Below are 22,292 nucleotides of genomic sequence, written 5' to 3' on the forward strand. Positions count from 1 at the left end.
AACGGTGATTACGGAGGTAAATTGATGAAAAAGGAGTAAAAAAATACATTTATCTATAAAAAAATAAATTTTAGATAGGAAAGTTGGTTCAAATATATTCTCAATAAGAAGCAATAAAGAATAAGGGTGGTTTCTGGCAAAAAATATAATATAATTTTATTGTTAGTCTATATTTTCAGGACTATTATCAAAAAAGCATTTTAACAAACTACCACAGATATTTTCCATCTTTAGTGAGTTATAATCGCTTTGTTGAATTAATGCCTGATGCTTTACTGCCTTTAATTTGTTATCTTAATAGTCGAAAAGGTCAATGTAGTGGCATCTCTTTTATTGACAGCATGGGTATTCCTATTTGTCATAATAAAAGAGCAAAAAGAAATAAAGTTTTCCGTGGCTTATCGGGCTGGGGCAAGAGTTCTGTGGATTGGTACTTTGGATTTAAACTTCATTTAATTATTAATGAACAAGGCGAATTATTAGCTTTTCAAGTTACTCCCGGAAATGTTGATGACCGGAAACCAGTTCCTACTTTGGCACAAAATTTATGGGGAAGACTTTTTGGAGATAAAGGATATATTCCTAAAAGTTTATTTCAGAAACTATTGGAAAATGATGTGAAATTAATTATTCCTTTTAAGAAGAATATGAAGAATAAATTAGTTGAATTGTGGGAAAAATTTATGTTAAGAAAAAGAGCTTTAATCGAAACTGTCAACGACCAACTATGGCTACGCCACGCAGGCTATCAAAATATTTCCCAAGTTGTTCATTCTCGTCATCGCAGTATTTCTAATTTTATGGTTAATATTATTGCGGTTCGGCTTCGCTCACCGACCACTGGTTTAATTGCTTATACTTGGCAAGATAAAAAACCTTCTTTAAAATTAGATAAACATGAAGTAACTTCTCTACCAGCTTTATTAATTTAATTATTTTCATGCAATTAAATTATGAGCCCAAAATATTCAATTTTGGATTGTTTTCTCTTGTTTATTTATTGTCAACAATCATTGCTAATTGAGAAAAGCCTGATATAATTAGTTCTCAGGATGATTATTTATATCGAACTCAGGTAATTAAATGTTCACAAGCAATTAATTCAAAGAATTTTGGAAACATATATAACGGCTGTGACATCATACTTAAGCAGTTCAAAATCATCGCTTTTACCACCTGACCTGCACTGACTTTTTCTCCTGGCTCTGAACCTACTAAATTATTAATTATTTCTACAATCCCTATTGAATCTACTATTCCTGCTACTATCCCTAAATGGTCTATCTTCTTCAATTCCAGGTCTTTTGTACTAAACATGGTAACAGAAACTCCATATAAGTATCTGTTACCATATTCTCATTTTTCTGTTGATTTAAAACGTTTTTTTAGTTTTTTTTATAGTCATTGAGGATAAAGCTTTCAATGATTGTGGACTAAGTTTTCCATTACAATCACCTCAGAATCAAAATTTTGTACTTAGTCGTTTTTGTTGACTGTATATCTACTTTAATAGTAGTTATTCCTATTTAGCTTCAATAAATTTTAGTCAACCCTCACAAGCATTAGTTCTTATGTACTAAATACATCGGTTTCCTTGGGGTGTGACACTTGAGGGTGCGGAATGTGGGATTATTGTCTCACCCTCGTAAATTGGCTAAGGTATTGTTCATATGTCAACTTTTACAGCACTTTTAGACATTTATTGATACATTTTTTAATATTGTTTAATGAATATAAATAATAGTTTGGCATAACAAGTACCGAAGAGCCAAACTTTATTTATATCTGTATCCTTGAAAACAACTGAAAAATCCGGATCTTACAGCAGTTTTCGATCAAACCCACTACAAAAATAAATCGTATAACGAAGTTTAGTAATGGGTTTAACCTTTTCCACCTGTAGCACGTTTGATAACAATTTGCTGTAACCTTTTTTCTGAAAAATATTGCTAGTCCTGGCAACTTGCAAATAATGTTACTTTCGTGTAATATACATCTTTGGTTGTAAAAATATTTTTACAACGGGGTTTCCAATCATCAATTCAACATTCCGACAATAACCACACCAGGAAAAAATATGCTGTTTTTTTTCAAGTTGATTGATTATTTATTAGCCGCAGTTGCTATCACATCAATTTTCATCATTTATGTTGGTTCTAGTGATCAACAATATATAACTGCTGCATCCGTTGCTTTAAGTGTTTCTCTTGGTTTGTTTATCTTCAATAGACAATCTGTGAAAAATGCTCAAAAGGAATCACAAAAAACTGAGCTTTCCAAAAAAGCTGAACTATATACCTCTCTATTAAGCAATGGTACTACATTGGACTATAATACAGTTTTACCAGCACGAGCTAAAGCTTTAGAATATTGTCAAGAGTTGATTGATGATTATAAAAGTTCTCGAAATCTCGCCAGAACTCTTTACTATGTTTTGCAAATTTCTACCGTTATTTTGTCAGGTGTCACACCAATTTTAGTGTTGGTGGATAAATTAGAAGCAGGACAAAGCTGGTTAAAATGGCTGCCTGTTATTTGCCCAGCCGTTGCTTCCATTGTTGCTAGTATCGTTACCTCATTTCCTTTTGAAAAAAATTGGATGGCTGCTAACAAAGCCGTTGAATTATTAGAAGCCGAACAGGAAAAGTTTATTTTGGGAATTAGCCCAGCCTATCGTTGTTATGATATTTCCGAAGAAGGTAAACAACAACAAAGAGTAAGTCAGGCAATAGAACTATTTATTAATCAAGTGAATAATATTCACCTCCAAATAGTTCAACCCAGCAGTGATTCAGAACAAGGAAATCAAGAAAAACAAGAGTCACCACAATCTGAAGAATCAACTACAGGACAAAAAGTGGCTGCATAATCTTAGGCGCAGGGACTAATCTAATTGGACGCAGGACCTGCGCCCCTACGGAATTTCTGAAGGATCAAAAATGTCAGTTATCCCTGACATTACGGTTTATAGTAAAAAAATAGTTAGAATAGTGTAGACCCTCTTTTCCAGGGAGTCAACCCACTCGTGATTCTGATTAATTGCAACTTTGTATGAATTTAAATAGCCAGTCTGCCAATTCTTCCGATACATATTCCCAACGTTTGGCAGACATTGTGGGAACAGTGATCGCTTTGATCACCCTCACTTTACCAGTATTTATCATCGCCCACTATTCTTCAGTAAATGTTGAAAACAATCAGCCATCCTTAAGCTATAACCTATCTATTCCTGGAGATTAAAATATACAGCAGAATTTAGGAGTCAAAGCAGAGGATAATGAGCAGGGAGTTTTTTTCTCTGCTTTTTTTTGATCATTTGTGAAATTCACCAAGATTTTTAGCAGGAATCTGGGGGAAGAGATCCACAATGCCTTAGAATCTTACACTGGGAGCGAAAATGGCTGCTACCGCTTATTCACTTTTAGTAAAGGAGTTTTGTTGTGGATTTATCTTTGATTCCTGCCCAACCAAAGCCAGGTGTAATTAATGTCCTGATTGAAATTGCTGGCGGAAGTAAAAATAAATACGAATACGATAAGGATTTACAAGCATTTGCTTTAGATCGGGTTCTCTATTCTTCGGTCAAGTATCCTTATGATTATGGTTTTATCCCTAATACCTTAGCTGATGATGGCGATCCGTTAGATGGTATGGTAATCATGGATGAACCAACATTTCCCGGTTGCGTGATTGCGGCTAGACCAGTTGGTTATTTGGAAATGATTGATGGTGGCGATCGTGATGAAAAAATTCTTTGTGTTCCCGATAAAGATCCGCGCTATGCTCATGTAAAGTCTCTCAAAGACATATCCCCTCACCGACTAGAAGAAATTGCTGAATTTTTCCGTAGTTATAAAAATTTGGAAAAAAAGGTCACGCAAATTCTCGGTTGGCAGGATGTGGATAAGGTAGCTCCCTTGGTGGAAAAGTTCATTCAAGCAGCTAAAGCTAAAGCATAATAGATGATGGGTGATGGTAATGTGAATTACTCATTACCCACTAAACCGATAATTGTGGAATCATCAGTAACAACTTACTGAGTCTAATTCCCAACTGTCTTACTGGTTGCAAAAAAAAATTTAAACTCAAATGCAGCGCACTCTCTTGTCGGCAAAAATTCATAACTGTACGCTCACAGCAGCAAATATTAACTATGTGGGTAGTATCAGCATTGACGAGGTTCTCCTGAAAAAAGCTGGTATATTCCTCTATGAGCAGGTACAAGTAGTGAATATTGCTAATGGTGAGCGTTTTATTACTTATGCCATACCTGCTCCCGCTAATTCAGGAGCGATTGAATTAAATGGAGCAGCGGCACGTTTAGGCGTGGTTGGCGATCGCTTGATTATCATGACTTACGGGCAGTTTACTATGGAAGAGTTAAAATGTCACTCTCCTACCGTTGTAATTGTGGGTGAAAAAAACCAGTTATTAGAAGTGCGACATTATGATGATCTGCTCAGTAATCTCCTATCATCATCCTGATGATGATGATTTTCTTGATCATGTTCAAACTGAAATTCAGTCAGTATTCCGTGAACTACCTACACTTCCCTTGCGGGTAAGTATAGGCTTCCTACCCAGTTAGCAGCTTTTTGCTCTTCGAGAACAACAAGACTGATGTTAAGGCGATAGGCTGACCCCTCGTTCCAAAGGCAAAATCAAGGTTAATCAACAAAAATGATCATGTATCTAGCTTGGTTATCGCTATTCTCTCGCCTTGCCGAGATATTCAATTCATAACACAAATTTTGTGAATTGTCTCCATGTTTTCCTTCCTTGCTGTCGCGTTGGTCGGAAAACCGTCGTCAATTCACGCGCCATTCATCCCCCGCTTCCCTATCGGATCAGACGTGGGGCTTCTGTCGGTTAAGCTAAAGCATTACTAGCTCGTGAAGGACTTATTTTAAGTATTAATTAATATAACCGCCTAAGAGGTTGTTTGAAAAGTATTATATGAAACCCATAATCTCCAAAAACCTAACCCCCCTCCCCCCCTTCCCTACAAGGGAATGGGGGTTTTAAAGCCTCTCCCCTGGTAGGGGAGAGGTTTGGAGAGGGGTCTGTTTACACATTAAAAACTTTTAAAACATCCTCTTATACGGTTATGTCATTATGGAAAATCATCTTCATCTTATAGCCCACATTCCGCACCCCAAAATGTTACAGAGGGAAATTACGGAGATGAGAATCAAAGGGAGCATCAAAACAAACAGATAAAGTGAAAAAAGGCATTTGAGAAACAGTAAATCACCAAAAATGTCATCAAAATCTATTCTCAATAAGAAGCAATAAGAATGCACACTACCTGGAGAGGCAGGGCAAACGCACCTAAATTCTGTAATCCATGCCCAGCAAGGGTTTCAACCTTTAGTTACAAAAATTAACAATCGTCAAAACCTTTGTCCAGTAAGCATTCTAAAAATAAGATGCGCTTGCCCTGCCTGGAGAGGTCAACAGATAAGCGAAAGAAGATATTCAAGAAACAATTATAAGTTAGACTAATCAATTAAAGTAAAAAACGAAATTATAGACATAGTAAAATGGAGCTATAAATCAAAGAGATTAGCTCATCTTTACTCATAGAAATTAAATTGATAGAGATGATAATTAGCTGACTAATTGATAGTAACGTAAACAATCATCTGGTAAAAGACTCAAGATAAAATCTCTGTCCTTATTCCAATTAGAAATATGTTTCTCCTGATTGAGTGTAACCAAATGAATACACTGAAAGCATTGAAAAATCCAGCGTAAAGTAGGACGATTAGTTGCTTTGCCTAATTGATTTTTAATTGTTGATTTAGACTCCAAAAGAGCATTTCTAATATGACGTTGAGCCAAAGTATAAACCAGTAGACATAAACCCATAATCATTCCCAAAGACTCTATTCTCTCAGGACTTTTGAGGAAAATACTGTCGGCAAAAAATAATGGGTCTTTGAGAAAACCAAACCCTCTTTCACATGATTGTTGAGCTTTATATTCCCTGAGCATAGAATCATTGCTTAGTTCCTGTGAATCTAAAACATTTGTCGCAATAATAAAACGTCCCGCACTCAGCAATTCTGTATTAATTTTACTTTCATCCTCGGAGACTGTAGCTGATATTTGATAAGATATTTCTTGTGGAGAATCTTTTGTCTTAGATTTGATTTGAGTAACAATACTTACGTTAATTTCGTGATATTTAAACTGTTTTGATAATTTTGATAATGCCTTAATAGCATCTGCAACACATGCAAATTCTTCTTGTGATAATTTTTTCAAATCTTGCACAGCTTTTGATTCGGCTTTGATAACTTTTTGTGTGAGTTTACGCAAGTCTGATTCTCTTCTCTCTTGACTTTGTACTACTAGCCATCTCTGTTCTATTCCGGCATAATTTTCGGTTTTTGATGCTAATTTATATCCTGGTATTGCACTATCAATCAATTCTGATTCTGGTATTGTTGATATTAATGATTTTGCTGTTTTTATGCTTAATGGTACTCGACATAACCACTGTAAATCTGACATCATTTTCAGGTTTGATTCTGTATATAAGGCGCAGTCAGCTACTATGAGACTATTAACTTCTAATTGTTTGTGATATTCTACTGCTATTTTACCAAAACATGATGAGTCAGCTTGGTTTCCCGATGCTAGTTTTAAAAATATTGGGATGTCTCCATCTCCTGAACATATCATTTCTATAATGAACTGTTTTAAGTCCAATACCCGTGAATGAAATTAATAGCCTACAAATAATTACTAATATTAATTCTGCAAATATTAAGGCATAAAAATAACTTCAGTTTAGTCTAAACTCCAGGCAAAATGTATCTAAAATTATATGATCATGAGATTTTTCTTGAATTTATAAATCATCAATCTTGTCAATTATTTGAAATCAAATTTAAAAAATCATAAATGTGTCATTTTTTTCGTCGAGAATTTTTATTCCTGCTCCAAAATGAGTAGCCTGATAGTATATATTGACAAAATATGAAAGAATATTTAAGCTTTATAAGAGTTTATTTCAAGTCATCCTTGACAGTTTTGTATGGGAATTCAAAAAGAACATCATCAGATGCTTACTCAGTTTACGACAGAATATGATCTGCAACCAATTGCAAAACATTTATCAACTATTATCAAAGAATCTTTGGCGAGTGTTTCATCAAGTAAATGTCGTCAAGGAACGATTCTAGTACCAACGTTTGTCATTTGGTTTGTAATTCTCTCCACTATCCGTCGTGATTTAAGTTATTTAGGAATAATGGATTGGATGATATCAGGATTGAGGTGGTTATCCTGTTGTCTACCAAAACAACTTATTTCTGAAGGTGCTATGAGTCATGCCAGAGTTCGTATAGGATTAACAGTTTTTCAACTAATATTTAAAAAACTCACTTCTAGTTTGACAACATTGAAATATGACTTTCATAAATGGACTACAGTAATATTTGATGGTTCCACAGGTACGACACCTGATACTGAAAGTAATCGTGATAAATTTGGGAAGTCTAAATGTGGTCGAGGAGAAAGTGCTTTTCCCATGCTGAGAATAGTCACATTAATATCAGCATCAACACGCCTGATCCTAGATTTTACCTATGGTTCGAGCCAAGGTAAAGGAACTGGTGAAAGGACTTTAATGACTAAATTACTGGCACAATTTAACCAGAAAAACTTATTATTTTTATTAGATGCTGGTTTATATTCCTTTGCAACTATTTTTAGTATTCGTACAAAAGAATGCGACTTTTTACTTAGGGTAGCTTCTAATGTTAAACTACCTGTTATCTCTGATTCTCGTTTGCCAGATGGATACATGGCTAGATATCCAGATGGAAGTTATTTATCAGAAATTAATGGCAAAATTCTCAATTTAGAAAAATCTACAGAATCGCATAAACAATGGAATCAGGAAAGTATCATTGTCCGAGTTATTGAATATCAAATTCCTGGTTTTCTCCCTCGTCGTTTAGTTACTAGTATTATTGACCCTAATATTTCTGCCAAAGAATTAATTATTCACTATCATTGCAGATGGGAGGTGGAAATTAGTTTCTGTGAAATAAAAACACATCAATGTGCTACGCTCAAAGGACAAATGCCCACTATTTTTCGGAGCAAAACATCTGAATTAGTCGAACAAGAACTTTATGCTATGTTAATTGCTTATAATCTACTCCGCGATTTAATTTACCAATCTGCTAACGAATATAATAAAAATCCTTTACTCCTTAGTTTTCTTGAATCTTTGCAACTAGTTATAGATTTAGTACAACTCATCAGCCATTCATCCTTAAAATTACGAGAAATTCAACATCAATATTTATTATCATTAATTTCCCAGTCTGAAATTGATCGCCCCCGACGAAAACGTATTAATCCCCGTGTTGTCAAAATTAAAATGTCCAAATTCAAGCGCAAAAACTCTTCCCATAAATCTGAAATCAGAGATATAGAAAAAGACTTGAAAATCCTTCCCCCACAAGCAGTTTGACAATTTCATTCACGGGTATTGGTTTTAAGTCGGGTCTGTGGTCACGGGAATAACCGTAGGTGATGGTTATTTCTTTGGGTGATTTTACTGCTAATTCTTTTAATTCTGGACTATTTTCTACCTTTTGACTTTCAAATATTACGAATGGTAAGCTGGTATTATATTGCCCATGCACGTGCATTGATGATGAGTCTAGATGTGATGTTGATAGTGATACTCCAAATTTTTGGGCTGCTTTTACTGCGATGATAAAAAAGATTGTATCTAAGCCTTTTATAAACAGTTTATCCATGACTCTCCCCAGGGGAAACGCATCTAAATTATCTTGACAGAATACTATATTAGTGCATCAATATGGGAAAATATCTAACTTCATTCAAAATCTGATAAATTCCTTTATTAAAATTATAAAAATTTCATAAATTTAGAGTAATTATTTATTTTTAATGATGGATTTATTTTGTTCAGTTCTATATATTAATATCTATATTTTTTGGCATCAAAAATATAGATTCTATTGTAGAATCAACAGAAAAATAAATTGGTTATATTTATATTTGTCTATATTTTCTGATTTTTATCAGATACATTCTAAAATCTTCTCTAAATATTCATCATCCCATCCTGCACAAAACTGCTTACTTTTAGTTCCTAGTTTTTGGCTTTTTTCTTTTCCTAAAAGATTAACTGCTATATGACGAATAACTGCAAAGTTTTGTGGTGCATTATCCTTTCTTATCCGACAATCATCTTCTCTAAAAGCTACATCTAAAACCCAGTGTAATGAATTCTCTATACCCCAATGAGTGCGGACTGATTCTCCTAGTAATTTCGCATTATTTGTCAAACTACTTATATAATAGCCTGTCTCAACCTTCGTTTTTCCATTAACTTTTCGTATATATTCTACCATTCCTACACTTTGAAGATTTACCCATTTCTTATCAGTATCTATTCTTTCTTCTATGTCTGATAACATGAGATAATGACGAATCTCTTCTCTTCCATGTTTGTCTTCTTTTGTATGAAATTCACTATATTTGAATCCCTCAAACCCTTTAGATATAGCTTCTTTGAAGATTTCTTCTACATTCTTATATAAATTACCTTGATTCTTTTTGAGTGCGATAATATATTCGCCTGATTTTTCTGCAATTGATTTTACTATCTCTTTTTGACACCCCATCGCATCAATCGTTACTAAACATCCGGCTATATCTAATACTTTAATTAATTCCGGTATGGCTGTTATTTCATTTGACTTTTCTTCTACTTTACATTGTCCTAATACTAATTTATTACTAGTTGCCCATGCACTTACCATGTGAATCGCACCTTTATCCTTTCCTTTATCATATGAATGCCTTAATGTTTTCCCATCTATTGCTATGACTTCTCCTTCTGTAATTTTATTGATAGATTTTATCCAACTCAAAAAACAATTCTGAAATTGTTGCGGATCTATTCTCGCAAATACTCTGGCGAATGTATCATGAGATGGAATCCCGTTTGGAAGTTCTAAAAATTGTTTTAGCCATTTTTCTTTCTTTTTTCCATAAGCCTCCATCAATACCCAACTATCTACTCCACAGATCACTGCACAAATCGCAATGGTTACTATATCTATTAATTTATGCCTTTTTGTTCTCTCAACTCTTTTATCTTCTAAATCTTTAAAGTGATCTACTATTGTGATTTTTGGTGGTAGCTTCATTTTGTGAATTTTGTCTCTTTAGTTTTATTGAGAATACCACTTCAACTCATTTTATTGATTCTTATAGAAACGAATTTACCATCAAATTTTCTTCATACTCATTTATTGGCTTGATATTAACATGGTAATACTGCCCTTTTTATCTATTCATAGAAGTTACATTTTGTCAAAAAAAATTAGATGCGTTTCCCCTGGACGACCACCTGATTTAGGCTCTGTAATCATGTCACTGACAAATTCATATTGAGCGTGGGTCAGATTGCTGGGGTATGCTTTACTCATGTTACTCTCTCCGTGCTGTCTATTATCTATTTACAGCTTATACTGAGAGAGCTTTTTTACAACTTGTCCGACTTTTCAAACACCCTCTCAAAGAATTTCTCGTTTGGTCAGAAAAACTTTATCCTTTTCTAAAAAGTTAGATAATCATATTGGCGCTATCTGGTATTTTATTCATCATTATAATTCTTGTTGTAATGCCTAATTTTATTATCACTACATATTTACCACTACCATCTTGAGTACAACATTAATATAGATAGAACATTTACCATTTGCTATAATTAAAATATTGGTTAAAAGTTAAAATAATTAATAATTCCCAATTCATAAAACTGTAAAAAAGATCACAAATTAACTTCCTGACTTTAGCTATTTCCAATGCTTATCTTTTTGGCTTCTCTGCATACAGTTTAAACAACCAGAAAAGACACAAAAAGGAAAATCATGACCAAATCATATGCCACAATTGATGGTAACGAAGCCGTTGCCCGTGTAGCTTACAAACTAAATGAAGTCATTGCCATTTATCCTATCACCCCATCTTCAAATATGGGTGAATGGGCTGATGCTTGGATGTCTGAAAATAAACCCAATTTATGGGGAACAGTTCCCAGTGTCACCCAAATGCAAAGCGAAGGAGGGGCTGCTGCTGCTGTCCATGGGGCATTACAAACAGGGGCATTAAGTACAACTTTCACCGCTTCTCAGGGATTATTATTAATGATTCCTAACTTGTACAAAATTGCCGGAGAATTAACCAGTTTCGTACTTCATGTTTCTGCTCGTTCTTTAGCTACCCATGCGTTATCTATTTTCGGTGATCATAGTGATGTCATGGCTGCAAGAGCGACTGGTTTCGCTTTTTTATGTTCCGCTTCTGTACAGGAGAGTCATGATTTTGCACTGATTTCTCATGCAGCAACATTAGAAGCAAGAGTACCATTTATGCACTTTTTTGATGGATTTAGAACTTCCCATGAAGTGCAGAAAGTTGAATTATTATCTGATGAAGATTTACAAGTGCTAATTCCCCAATCTTTAGTATTTGCATATCGTCAACGGTGTTTAACTCCAGACAAACCAGTATTACGAGGAACCGCACAAAACCCCGATGTTTACTTTCAATCTCGTGAAGGTGCAAACCCTTATTACAATGTTTGTGCTGATATTGTCCAAAAAATTATGGACAAATTTGGAGAACGCACAGGCAGATATTACAAACTTTATGAATATCATGGAAGCACTGACGCAGAAAGAGTAATTGTGATTATGGGTTCTGGTTGTGAAACTGTTCATGAAACAGTGGATTATCTCAACAACCAAGGGGAAAAAGTCGGAGTTATCAAAGTGCGGCTTTTCCGTCCTTTTGATGTTTCCAGATTTATAGAAGCATTACCAAATAGTGTTAAATCTATTGCCGTTCTTGATAGAACCAAAGAAGCCGGAAGTGCAGGAGAACCATTATATTTAGATGTGGTGACAGCCATTTATGAAGGCTGGAAAAAAACCACATTCCCGAAAATTGTTGGGGGAAGATATGGACTGTCTTCTAAAGAATTTACTCCCGCAATGGTGAAGAGTGTATTTGATAATCTCACCCAAATTAAACCCAAAAATCATTTCACAATTGGGATTAATGATGATGTCACTTTCACTTCTTTGAATTTTGACCCCAATTTCTCCACAGAACCAGATCATGTAGTTCGCGCAATGTTCTATGGTTTGGGTTCAGATGGTACAGTTGGTGCAAATAAGAATTCCATCAAAATCATCGGTGAGGGAACAGAAAATAACGCCCAAGGTTACTTTGTTTATGATTCTAAAAAATCCGGTTCAATGACAGTTTCTCATCTGCGTTTTGGTGCTGGAAAAATTCGCTCAACTTACCTCATAGACAAAGCTAATTTTATCGGTTGTCACCATTGGGGATTTGTGGAAAGTATTGATATTTTAAAAGCGGCTGCACCGGGAGCGACTTTGCTGTTAAATAGTCCTTATGATGCTGATCATGTTTGGGAAAATCTACCCCCAAAAGTCCAACAGCAGATTATTGACAAAAATCTGAAAGTTTACGCTATTAACGCTAGTCAAGTAGCGAAAAATAGTGGTATGGGACACAGAATTAATACTATCATGCAGGTGTGTTTCTTTGCTTTAGCGGGGGTATTGCCAGAAAAAGCAGCAATTGCTAAAATCAAACAAGCCATAGAAAAAACCTATGGTAAAAAAGGCGCGGAAGTTGTCAACATGAATTTAAAAGCGGTAGACAACACTCTAGAAAATCTCCATGAAGTCGGTAATAGGTCATTGGTAAGAGGTAATAGGGAAGAAACGCAATTAGCAATTACCAAACCCAAATTTATCGAGAATGTTCTTAGCAAAATCATGGTCTGGGAAGGTGATGATTTACCTGTCAGTGCTTTACCTGCTGACGGAACTTTCCCCAGTGGCACTGCAAAATGGGAAAAACGCAACGTTGCAGAAGAAATACCCGTTTGGGATGGTGATGTCTGCGTTCAATGTGGTAAATGTGTGATGGTTTGTCCTCACGCTGCTATTCGCGCTAAAGCTTATCAACCCAGTGAGTTAGTCAACGCACCGATAACTTTTAAATCCACTAACAGCAAAGACAAGAACTTTGCTAACCAGAAATTCACCATTCAGGTAGCGCCAGAAGACTGTACAGGCTGTGAAATTTGTGTTAGCGTCTGTCCTGCCAAAAACAAGGCAGAACCCACCCGCAAGGCGATTAATATGAGTCCGCAATTACCGTTGCGGGAACAAGAACGGGAAAATTGGAATTTCTTTTTGAATTTACCAAATCCTGACCGGAAAACTTTGAAAGTAAGCCAAATTCGTCAGCAGCAATTACAAGAACCGTTGTTTGAATTTTCTGGTGCTTGTGCTGGTTGTGGAGAAACACCCTACCTTAAATTATTAACACAATTGTTTGGCGATCGCTCACTCATTGCCAACGCCACCGGTTGTTCTTCCATTTACGGGGGAAATCTCCCCACAACTCCCTGGAGTCAAAACGCAGACGGAAGAGGTCCAGCATGGTCCAATAGTTTATTTGAAGATAACGCCGAATTCGGTTTTGGTTATCGTTTATCCATAGACAAACAAGCGGAATTTGCAGCGGAATTATTGCAACAATTAAGTAGTGAAATTGGCGATAATTTAGTTAATGCCATTCTCAAAGCTGAACAAAAAACCGAAGCTGATATTTGGGAACAACGGGAAAGAATCGTCATTCTCAAACACAAACTCCAAGAAATTTTAAACGCAGATGAACACAGATACACGCAGATAGAATCAAAAAATATCCGCGTTAATCAGCGTTTATCTGCGTTTGAAAATCTCAAATCCCTCGCTGATTATTTAGTTAAGAAAAGTGTGTGGATAGTTGGGGGTGATGGTTGGGCGTATGATATAGATTTTGGTGGGATTGATCATGTGATTTCTACAGGTCGCAATGTCAATATTTTGGTCATGGATACAGAAGTTTATTCTAACACTGGAGGACAATCTTCTAAAGCTACTCCCAAAGCCGCAGTTGCTAAATATGCGACTGGTGGAAAACCTGCACCTAAGAAAGATTTGGGTTTAATGGCCATGACTTATGGTAATGTTTATGTGGCGAGTGTGGCGCTAGGTGCGAAGGATGAACATACACTCAAAGCATTTTTAGAAGCGGAAGCTTTTGATGGTCCATCAATCATTATTGCTTACAGTCATTGTATTGCTCATGGTATTGATATGACCAAAGGTTTACATCAGCAAAAGGCTCTAGTAGACTCAGGAAGATGGTTGTTATATCGCTATAATCCAGCATTACAATCACAGGGTAAAAATCCCCTCCAATTGGATATGAAAGCGCCTTCTGAATCGGTGGAAAAATCCATGTATCAAGAGAATCGGTTTAAGATGTTGACGAAGAGTAAACCAGAGGTTGCGAAGTTGTTACTAGAACAAGCGCAAATGGAAGTTAATGCAAGATGGGAAATGTATCAATATTTGGCTAATAGGTAATTTAATTTAGATCCCCGACTTCTTAGAGAAGTCGGGGATCTTGCTATTCACGATTTGGGAAAAATTATTTATTCGATTTTTAAATGCGAGTCCTTCTTTTTCGACTTTGGATTATCTCTAATCAAAATAATGAAAGTTGACCTTCTTTTTTTAATGTCCAACTATTTTCTCCTATTCGTTCTCCAATATCTTCTAATACGCTCAAAATAGTTTGATTTTCTGGGGTAGTTCCATTTTTTAAAAGCGGTAATAGATGCAAAACTATTTCATCAAAACTTGGCTTTTTCTTTTCTCGTTCCATTCTGCGTAAATAACTAATCAAATAGTATTTAATTCTCAATTTTACATCAATATGTGACTTGAATTTCGTGTCTTTTTTCAGAGTAAATAGTTCTGTTTTTTCGTCATATTCAAAATTATCAATTAAAATTGGTGTTAAATCTGAATACTGTTTTTTTAACAAGTCTAAAAAACCTAATTCTAAGCCTTTAATAATGAGTTCATCATTAATTTGTTCCAGGCTTGCACCATCATTTTTTGCAATAATTCCTTCAATAGTCTGAATGACAATTTCTGCAATATCCATCCCTAAATTGGCTTTCATGATGGCTTTAGGACTGCGAACTTTACGAAAATTAATGATTAGTTGTCCTGACAAAACTGTAAAAGGATTTTGTCTTTTCTTAAAACTTGTTTGTCCGTTTTTTTGCGGTACTGCACCAACATATTCAAAACCACAACTTTCCGCAGTGTCAATAATTAAATGCCAAAATTCAGGATCTTTATGAGCAAATACAAATGATAACCAACGATCAAACTTTAGCACTCGATACATTTCTTTGATACTTTCGGCTATTAATTTGTTATATTCATCTTTAGTTTTTTTATGTTCTCCTCCTTCAATTGCTTCTTGTTCATAGTCTTCTTCTGTTACTTCTAAATCTAACCAAGCATTCCACATCACTGATAAATCTAAATACGGAATCTTTTTACCATAAGGAGGATCAGTATATATATAATCTACACTTTCTTTAGCAATAAAATTTAAATTAGTAGCTGAACCTTTAATAATTTGTGCATGGGAAATAGTTTTTTCATTAATGAAGTATTGCATTTCTTTTTTAGCCGCAAATACTTTTTTCAAACGCAGTTCAAAATAAGTTAAGATGTCAATATCTACTGGTGAAGGAGCAATTCGATAACGATAATATCTAAAAGCGGAAGAATCACCTTGTCCAGTGGCTGGTTTATTCGGTGTTGTATGATAAGTTAAATTAGCTTTTGTCAGAAGCCCAGAAAACATTAACATTAATGAATCTCTAATATTTTTGTTTTTCTCCTTTTTAATGATTGACTTTAATAAACCTAACTGTGCTAATTGCTTATTACTAAATAACTGTTCTACTGTTTCTACATCTGAACCTTTAGGTAATTCTAAACCTTGAGGATAGGGATATTTTGTTAATGCTTTTTGAATATCCGCTTCCGTTATAGGTTCTTTCTTTTGATATTCTGTTTTTACTCTTGCAAAAGCTGCTGAAAGTTCATCAAAATCCACACTACTAATTAAGGAATTAACTAGAAAAACCGCCATAGGATTAATATCTGTACTAATGGCTTTTCTATTATTCATTAATGCTTCAATTGCTGTAACTCCACTACCACCAAAAGGATCAAGAATTAAATCCCCCGGTTGACTAAAATTTTTAATATATTCAGCTACTACATTCCAAGCCTGTTTAGTAAAATATCCATGAACGCCAAAATGTCTTTTAGCAGATTGTTTTTTAACTAAAATTTCTTCTAATAAAGGACGGGTATTATAATTAAAATCACCCTGAGTCTTAACTGTAGCTATGGTAGTTTCATAATTAAAGTTTTTACCAGATTGAAAACTATTAGGTGATAAATATTGAGTTAATTTTTCCCAATGATATTCAATCTCATCAAGGGTAAAAAATAAAACAGGTATATTAGTTGCAGTAGTTTTAAATATAGAAAACTCTACACCATTACAAAGAGCAAAATCTATTCCTCAGAAATTAACACTGGAGAAATGAACAGACATCAGATAACTAAAAATGCTACAATGTATAACATCCCTGAATATCATTTACATTTTGGTGGAGTATTGTAGGGTGTGTTAGCAATCGCGTAACGCACCTACGTATCTTTCCAAGAATTAAACCGGATTCCTATATGACAATCAATTAAGATTATTTTATGTTTAGTTAAAATTCATGTAATTAAATTATTTAATAATAAATTAACTTACTACTTTAATAAAGCATTTATAACAAAAATAATGATTTAAACTCACAAAAACCGTAGAGTTGCAGGGTATGCGCCCTCAATTCCATCACCACCAATCAATAATTAAATAATGACATTATCCAACATTGCCAGTAATAATAGATATTAGTAAAAAATCACATATTGATTACCAGCAAATATGAAACGTCGTGACTTTATAAATTGGGTAGGATTAGGTTGTTTAGCGAGTTCCTTACCTGTCGCAATTGCAGCCTGTTCTCCCGAAACGAGTACATCTGCTAATGCTGCCACGAAAGGCTGGCAAAAAGTGGGTACTGTGGCACAATTAGACAAAACTGGGCAACTATTAGTAGAAGATTCAACCATTGGCGCAGTATTAGTAGTTGGCACATCTAAAGCCGCAGAAAATCTGATTGCTGTTAATCCTACCTGTACTCATCAAGGTTGTAGCATCGACTGGAAAGCAAAACAAGGTAAATTTGTCTGTCCCTGTCATGGTGCAAAATTTGCTTCTGATGGTAAAGCACAAGAAGGTCCTGCTAAAAAACCGCTGAAAACTTACCAAGCTAAAATTGAAGGTGGTTCTATCTTAGTTAAAGCAACTTGACACTCTCCAGGCTGTCATCATATAGCAGATTTTGCTCTAAGAGGTTGTTTGAAAAGTATTAGATGAAACCGATAATCTCCAGAAACCTAACCCCCCTTCCCCCATTCCCTACAAGGGAATGGGGGTTTCAAAGCCTCTCCCCGCGTCGGGGAGAGGTTTGGAGAGGGGTTTATTTATACATTAAAAACTTTTCAAACATCCTCTAATGAGGTACAAACTTGAATTATGAAACTCTTGTAGTGCGGGCATCTTGCCCGCTGGATATGTACCTCATAGCAGGAATCGGGAGGAAAGAGGCAGAGGGAAATAATTTTCTGACTTTATTCCCTATTCCTTGTTATATCAGTTGTTATATAACGCATCAATTCAGTATGCACAAGTATTTTTGCTAATGTGATTATGTAAATTAAATGCTGGACAACAAATTAAATTAAATTAAAATTATACAGATAACCCGTTAAATTAATAAGAGTTATTCATTTATACTTAGGTTCTATTAAAATGCGTCTAGAGCAGTTGCAAGCCTTTTTGGCGATCATTCAAACAGGTAGCTTTCAACAAGCAGCTAAACAATGTGGTGTGACTCAATCAACTATTAGTCGGCAAATTCAGGCATTAGAAGCAGATTTGGGCATAGAATTATTTCATCGCAGCACCCATGCCAAATTAACCTTAGGAGGTGAACGCTTACTTCCTCGTGTGCATAAAATCTGCCAGGAATGGGAATCTGCTACACAGGAATTAACAGATTTAATGGGGGGAAAGCAACCAGAACTATGTATTGCAGCAATTCATTCAGTCTGTGCTTCTTACCTACCACCAGTGTTACAAAAATTTTGTCATCATTATCCAGAGGTGCAATTGCGAGTCACATCATTAGGAAGCGATCGCTCTCTGAAAGTCCTCAAAGATGGTTTAGTAGACTTAGCAATTGTAATGCACAATCGCTTTTTAATCACCGGCAAAGAAATGGCCGTAGAATTGCTATATGAAGAACCCATAGAAGTCCTCATCGCAGCAAATCATCCCCTATCTGAATATGAATCTATCCCCTGGTTAGAGTTAATTCGTTATCCCCAAGTGGTATTTAAAGATGGTTATGGAATGCAACGTCTGATTCAAGATAAATTTGAACAGATGAAAGCTACACTCAAAGCAGCTTTAGAAGTAAACACCCTGGATGCCTTTCGGGGAGTAGTTCGTCAAGGAGAACTCATTGCCTTACTTCCCCAATCAGCATTAATAGAAGCCAGACATGATCCCACCCTGGCAGTTCGTCCCCTAGCCGAAAATAGTAATTTAGCTGATAATTCCAGTTTAACTCGTCGGGTAGTGATGGTAACAACTCAAGATCGTCTCCACATTCCCCCTATTCAATATTTTTGGCAACTTGTCAAAGATAATATTCCGGAAATAAAAAATTAAAAATAAACTATTACCTTTTTCCACTGACAACTGACAACTAACAACTAACAAATGACTAATAAATTTCGAGAATTTATTCAAAAAGTAGGTAGTGGAACTCACACATCAGATAATTTAACCCGTGCTGAAGCCGCTACTGCAACAAAAATGATGTTATTAGGTGAAGCCACACCAGCGCAAATTGGCGCATTTTTAATTGCTCACCGCATTAAACGTCCCACAGGTGAAGAATTAGCAGGGATTTTAGACAGTTACTATGAAATCGGACCCAAATTGCTACCAATAGCCCAACCTGTCATAGTTTTGGGTATACCCTATGATGGCAGAACCCGCACTGCACCAATTAATATAATTACGGCTTTATTATTAGCTGCTGCGGGACAACCTGTAATTATGCACGGAGGAGATCGCTTACCGACAAAATATGGTTTACCTTTAATTGAGATTTGGCAAGGTTTAGGAATAGATTGGACTAGTTTATCACTCGAACAAACCCAGCAGGTTTTTGAACAAACAGGAATTGGTTTTATTTATACACCTAAGCATTTTCCTTTAAATCAAACTTTGTGGGAATACCGTGAGCAATTGGGTAAACGTCCACCGTTAGCAACAATGGAGTTGATTTGGTGTCCATATACGAGTGATGCTCACATTATTGCCGGTTTTGTTCATCCACCCACAGAAGGAATGTTTCAGACTGCTTTGGGATTACGTGGGGTGAATAAATACACTTTTATCAAGGGTTTAGAGGGTAGTTGTGACTTACCGCGCGATCGCACAGCTATCATTGGCTTATCTTCATCAAATCCAGAAGTATTAACCCGGCTACAACTCGCACCGAGTGAATATGGCTTTATCACTAAAAACGTTCCCCTCACAACCACAGAAGAACTCATTAAGGAAATGCAGGGGATTTTAACGGGAAAAACCAGCGAACTAAGCCAAACAGCCCTATGGAATGGTGGTTTTTATCTATGGCGCACTGGTATTTGTTCAGATATGCAAACTGGTATAGACACAGCCACTGAACTAATCAGCAGTGGTGTATTAGCAGCTAAACTGCAACAAATTAATACTTTGCTGCAAAGATTTTAATCGGTAATTGGTGATAAAGTTTTTGTTCTCACCCTATTTATCCTGTTTATCCTTTAATCCTGGACATCCTGATTCAGACAAAAGCTTACCACTGAGAAGACTGAAGTTGATAATTTTTAACCGTAGATTCTACAAGAATTGGAACTAACTGCACAGCACAGGCTTTTAATTCCGGTTGGAGGGAATCAGGGCAGGCTTCTGAATGGGTAAGAGCGTTAGCTTCCGCATCATCTGCCCACAGTTTACCCCAGTGCATAGGGACAAAGACAGTACCGGGAGAAATAGCTTTTGTAACTTTAGCTGGAAACTTAGTTGTACCACGACGCGATCGCACTTCTAACCACTGATTATCAATAATACCCAAAGCAGCAGCATCACGGGGATGAATCTCAATAAACGGTTGCGGGTGCAGTTTGCGAATTTTCTCAATTCTGCCCGTACGCGTTTGTGTATGCCAATGACCGTATAATCTACCAGTAGTTAATATAAAAGGATAGTTTTCATCAGGTGGTTCAGCAAGTCCTTTAGAATAATATGCACCAAACTTAGCGCGTCCATCAGCTGTATGAAATCGCAAATTAGTATATAGACGTTTATTTTCTGAATTACTACCCTGTGCATAAGGCCAATGAGTTGGACCTTGTGCGGCTAAAAACCCATGACTTAAACCCGACATATCACAAGGACGCTGACGAGTTAATTGGACAAATTCCTGATAAACTGCGGCGGAATTCTGAAAATTAAACTTATCATTAAAACCTAATCTTCTTCCCACTTCTGCGAAAATTTCCCAATCAGGTTTTGCTTCTCTGGGTGGTTCACGAAAAGCCGAACATAGCGTTACCATTCTTTCCGAATTCGTCATAATCCCAGTTTTTTCACCCCACTGTGCCGCAGGTAACAAAACATGAGCATAAGCTGATGTTTCCGTAGGGTAATAAGCATCTTGATAGATAGTAAAAGGAGATTTTAACAACGCCTTTTTAGTTCTTTCTAAATCGGGCATACTCACAGCCGGATTAGTGGCAGCAATCCACAATAAACCCACATTTCCAGTTTCTAAACCAGTGATCATTTCCCAAGCAGTTAAACCAGGAACAGGGGAAATTTGTCCTCTTTCCAAACCCCAAAAATCCTCAACTTCTGCGCGATGTTGGGCATTTTTTACCAACCGATAACCCGGTAATAAATGGGCTAACCCTCCCGCTTCTCTGCCACCCATAGCATTAGGTTGACCAGTTAAAGAAAAAGGACCCGCACCAGGTTTACCGATTTGTCCCGTCATTAAATGTAAATTAATAATAGTTCTAACTTTAGCCGTACCTTCTGAAGATTGATTAACACCCATTGACCATAAAGAAAGTACAGATTTTGATTTTCCCCAATATTTAGCAGCAGTTTCTAAATCTTCAATACTAATACCACAACGACTGGTGACAACTTCCGGTGAATAATGCCGAATCACCTCAGCATAAGCCGGAAAATTGCTAGTACAATCATCAATAAAAACTGTATCTATATAATTCCATTTCATTAATAAATGGGCAATACCATTTAACAAATCAATATCTGTACCTGGACGAATAGCTAAATGTAAATCGGCTGCTTCGGCTGTGGGAGTCCGCCGAGGGTCAACCACAACCATTTTAACATGGCGATTTTTTTTATGATATTTTGCTAACTTATTAAAAATAATGGGATGACATTCTGCTGTATTTGTACCAATTAAAAAAGCACAATCAGTTAATTCTAAATCATCGTAACAGCAAGGAGGACCATCAGCACCAAAACTTTGAATATACCCAGATACCGCACTAGACATACACAACCGGGAATTAGCATCGAAATTATTAGTTCCTAAACAACCTTTAAGTAACTTTTGAGCAATATAATAATCTTCTGTTTGAAATTGTCCAGAACCATACATACAGATAGAATCTGTGGCTTGATTCAATCTCAATGTTTGAATCCGGTGGGTAATAATATCAAAAGCTTCATTCCAACTCACACGCCGAAATTCTGCATCTAAAGAATCGCGCACCATGGGATAATGTAATCTACTTTTATCCAAAGATTCAGCAATAGTTGCACCTTTAACACATACCATTCCTTGACTAGAAGGATGGGATTTATCACCCCTAACTCGCCAAATAGGAATTCCTTCACTATCTCGATTTGTGGCTTTTCCATGTTGGGCTGGTGGAGAAACTTCTAAACCGCAACCAACCCCGCAATAAGGACAAAGTGTTTTTGTAAATTCTGTCATAATATTTGCAGGTTTAAAAAGTTATTTCGCGCAATCTCTCTTAGAGATCCCGCAGGGTAGACGCTAAGGAGCAAAGGCGCAAAGTTATGATAAACGAACCACA

13 protein-coding genes and 6 pseudogenes are annotated in these 22,292 nt (G+C 35.9%); 11 read left to right on the forward strand and 8 right to left on the reverse strand.

What is annotated here, in order from left to right:
* Positions 1–173 precede the first annotated feature (173 nt).
* Positions 174–932: pseudogene (locus HGD76_RS17870) on the forward strand (IS982 family transposase); the annotation flags it as partial.
* Positions 933–1,077: 145 nt separating this feature from the next.
* Here HGD76_RS17870 and HGD76_RS17875 read toward each other — a convergent pair.
* Positions 1,078–1,317: pseudogene (locus HGD76_RS17875) on the reverse strand (DUF4277 domain-containing protein); the annotation flags it as partial.
* Between the two features lie 760 nt (positions 1,318–2,077).
* On the opposite strand from HGD76_RS17875, the gene HGD76_RS17880 reads away from it, so the two are divergent.
* The 4 genes from HGD76_RS17880 (at position 2,078) to panD (ending at position 4,485) form a co-directional block, all read left to right on the forward strand.
* A complete protein-coding gene (locus tag HGD76_RS17880) occupies positions 2,078–2,869 on the forward strand; it encodes a DUF4231 domain-containing protein (protein WP_168696572.1) in 792 nt (263 codons plus the stop codon).
* 182 nt (positions 2,870–3,051) lie between these two features.
* Positions 3,052–3,240 carry a TLTLP motif-containing protein gene (locus HGD76_RS17885; RefSeq protein WP_148765369.1) on the forward strand — a complete coding sequence of 63 codons (189 nt, stop codon included), beginning with the start codon at positions 3,052–3,054 and terminating at the stop codon, positions 3,238–3,240.
* 200 nt (positions 3,241–3,440) lie between these two features.
* The gene (locus tag HGD76_RS17890) at positions 3,441–3,959 is read left to right on the forward strand and encodes an inorganic diphosphatase (RefSeq protein ID WP_148765371.1); all 519 of its coding nucleotides are present in this window, start codon (positions 3,441–3,443) and stop codon (positions 3,957–3,959) included.
* A 130-nt stretch (positions 3,960–4,089) separates the two neighbouring features.
* A complete protein-coding gene (panD, locus tag HGD76_RS17895) occupies positions 4,090–4,485 on the forward strand; it encodes an aspartate 1-decarboxylase (protein ID WP_148765373.1) in 396 nt (131 codons plus the stop codon).
* Between the two features lie 678 nt (positions 4,486–5,163).
* Here the strand turns inward: panD and HGD76_RS25510 are convergent.
* Together HGD76_RS25510 and HGD76_RS17900 are read right to left on the reverse strand one after the other, a co-directional pair.
* Positions 5,164–5,345: pseudogene (locus HGD76_RS25510) on the reverse strand (hypothetical protein).
* Positions 5,346–5,610: 265 nt separating this feature from the next.
* Positions 5,611–6,714, reverse strand: a pseudogene (locus HGD76_RS17900) (IS1634 family transposase); the annotation flags it as partial.
* A gap of 358 nt (positions 6,715–7,072) precedes the next feature.
* On the opposite strand from HGD76_RS17900, the gene HGD76_RS17905 reads away from it, so the two are divergent.
* Complete coding sequence (locus tag HGD76_RS17905; RefSeq protein ID WP_407644818.1) at positions 7,073–8,494, forward strand: IS4 family transposase; 1,422 nt, start codon at positions 7,073–7,075, stop codon at positions 8,492–8,494.
* On the opposite strand, the pseudogene HGD76_RS17910 reads toward HGD76_RS17905, so the two are convergent.
* The 3 genes and pseudogenes from HGD76_RS17910 to HGD76_RS25970 form a co-directional block, all read right to left on the reverse strand.
* Positions 8,448–8,798 (reverse strand): annotated as a pseudogene (locus tag HGD76_RS17910) (IS1634 family transposase); the annotation flags it as partial. The gene HGD76_RS17905 and the pseudogene HGD76_RS17910 overlap by 47 nt on opposite strands.
* A 276-nt stretch (positions 8,799–9,074) precedes the next feature.
* Positions 9,075–10,208, reverse strand: coding sequence for an ISAs1-like element ISAsp2 family transposase (locus HGD76_RS17915; protein WP_168694588.1), 1,134 nt, complete (start codon positions 10,206–10,208; stop codon positions 9,075–9,077).
* A 156-nt stretch (positions 10,209–10,364) separates the two neighbouring features.
* Entirely contained in the window at positions 10,365–10,490 is a 126-nt protein-coding gene (locus HGD76_RS25970) for a hypothetical protein (RefSeq protein ID WP_267904271.1), read from the reverse strand.
* Positions 10,491–10,569: 79 nt separating this feature from the next.
* On the opposite strand from HGD76_RS25970, the pseudogene HGD76_RS17925 reads away from it, so the two are divergent.
* Positions 10,570–10,692 (forward strand): annotated as a pseudogene (locus tag HGD76_RS17925) (IS1 family transposase); the annotation flags it as partial.
* A gap of 242 nt (positions 10,693–10,934) precedes the next feature.
* On the forward strand, positions 10,935–14,522 hold the full coding sequence (gene nifJ / locus HGD76_RS17930; protein ID WP_168696573.1) for a pyruvate:ferredoxin (flavodoxin) oxidoreductase: 3,588 nt from the start codon (positions 10,935–10,937) through the stop codon (positions 14,520–14,522).
* Positions 14,523–14,643: 121 nt separating this feature from the next.
* On the opposite strand, the gene HGD76_RS17935 is transcribed toward nifJ, so the two are convergent.
* Positions 14,644–16,554 carry a DNA methyltransferase gene (locus HGD76_RS17935; RefSeq protein ID WP_168697491.1) on the reverse strand — a complete coding sequence of 637 codons (1,911 nt, stop codon included), beginning with the start codon at positions 16,552–16,554 and terminating at the stop codon, positions 14,644–14,646.
* A gap of 420 nt (positions 16,555–16,974) precedes the next feature.
* On the opposite strand from HGD76_RS17935, the gene HGD76_RS17940 reads away from it, so the two are divergent.
* The 3 genes from HGD76_RS17940 (at position 16,975) to HGD76_RS17950 (ending at position 19,923) form a co-directional block, all read left to right on the forward strand.
* On the forward strand, positions 16,975–17,403 hold the full coding sequence (locus HGD76_RS17940; protein ID WP_168696574.1) for a QcrA and Rieske domain-containing protein: 429 nt from the start codon (positions 16,975–16,977) through the stop codon (positions 17,401–17,403).
* 501 nt (positions 17,404–17,904) lie between these two features.
* Positions 17,905–18,828: a LysR family transcriptional regulator gene (locus HGD76_RS17945; RefSeq protein WP_015081555.1), complete on the forward strand. Its 924-nt coding sequence runs from the start codon at positions 17,905–17,907 to the stop codon at positions 18,826–18,828.
* Between the two features lie 51 nt (positions 18,829–18,879).
* Entirely contained in the window at positions 18,880–19,923 is a 1,044-nt protein-coding gene (locus HGD76_RS17950) for an anthranilate phosphoribosyltransferase family protein (protein ID WP_168696575.1), read from the forward strand.
* 85 nt (positions 19,924–20,008) lie between these two features.
* On the opposite strand, the gene HGD76_RS17955 is transcribed toward HGD76_RS17950, so the two are convergent.
* Complete coding sequence (locus HGD76_RS17955; RefSeq protein WP_168696576.1) at positions 20,009–22,189, reverse strand: molybdopterin oxidoreductase family protein; 2,181 nt, start codon at positions 22,187–22,189, stop codon at positions 20,009–20,011.
* Positions 22,190–22,292: the final 103 nt, after the last annotated feature.

The organism is Dolichospermum flos-aquae CCAP 1403/13F, assembly GCF_012516395.1.
GTDB classification, from domain to species: Bacteria; Cyanobacteriota; Cyanobacteriia; order Cyanobacteriales; family Nostocaceae; genus Dolichospermum; species Dolichospermum lemmermannii.

Bases quoted from the DNA above. Each gene is read 5' to 3' on its own strand.
- HGD76_RS17880 (WP_168696572.1), top strand. From the start codon at position 2,078: ATGCTGTTTTTTTTCAAGTTGATTGATTATTTATTAGCCGCAGTTGCT.
- HGD76_RS17885 (WP_148765369.1), top strand. From the start codon at position 3,052: ATGAATTTAAATAGCCAGTCTGCCAATTCTTCCGATACATATTCCCAA.
- panD (WP_148765373.1), top strand. From the start codon at position 4,090: ATGCAGCGCACTCTCTTGTCGGCAAAAATTCATAACTGTACGCTCACA.
- HGD76_RS17905 (WP_407644818.1), top strand. From the start codon at position 7,073: ATGCTTACTCAGTTTACGACAGAATATGATCTGCAACCAATTGCAAAA.
- HGD76_RS17915 (WP_168694588.1), bottom strand. From the start codon at position 10,208: ATGAAGCTACCACCAAAAATCACAATAGTAGATCACTTTAAAGATTTA.
- HGD76_RS25970 (WP_267904271.1), bottom strand. From the start codon at position 10,490: ATGAGTAAAGCATACCCCAGCAATCTGACCCACGCTCAATATGAATTT.
- nifJ (WP_168696573.1), top strand. From the start codon at position 10,935: ATGACCAAATCATATGCCACAATTGATGGTAACGAAGCCGTTGCCCGT.
- HGD76_RS17940 (WP_168696574.1), top strand. From the start codon at position 16,975: ATGAAACGTCGTGACTTTATAAATTGGGTAGGATTAGGTTGTTTAGCG.
- HGD76_RS17945 (WP_015081555.1), top strand. From the start codon at position 17,905: ATGCGTCTAGAGCAGTTGCAAGCCTTTTTGGCGATCATTCAAACAGGT.
- HGD76_RS17950 (WP_168696575.1), top strand. From the start codon at position 18,880: ATGACTAATAAATTTCGAGAATTTATTCAAAAAGTAGGTAGTGGAACT.
- HGD76_RS17955 (WP_168696576.1), bottom strand. From the start codon at position 22,189: ATGACAGAATTTACAAAAACACTTTGTCCTTATTGCGGGGTTGGTTGC.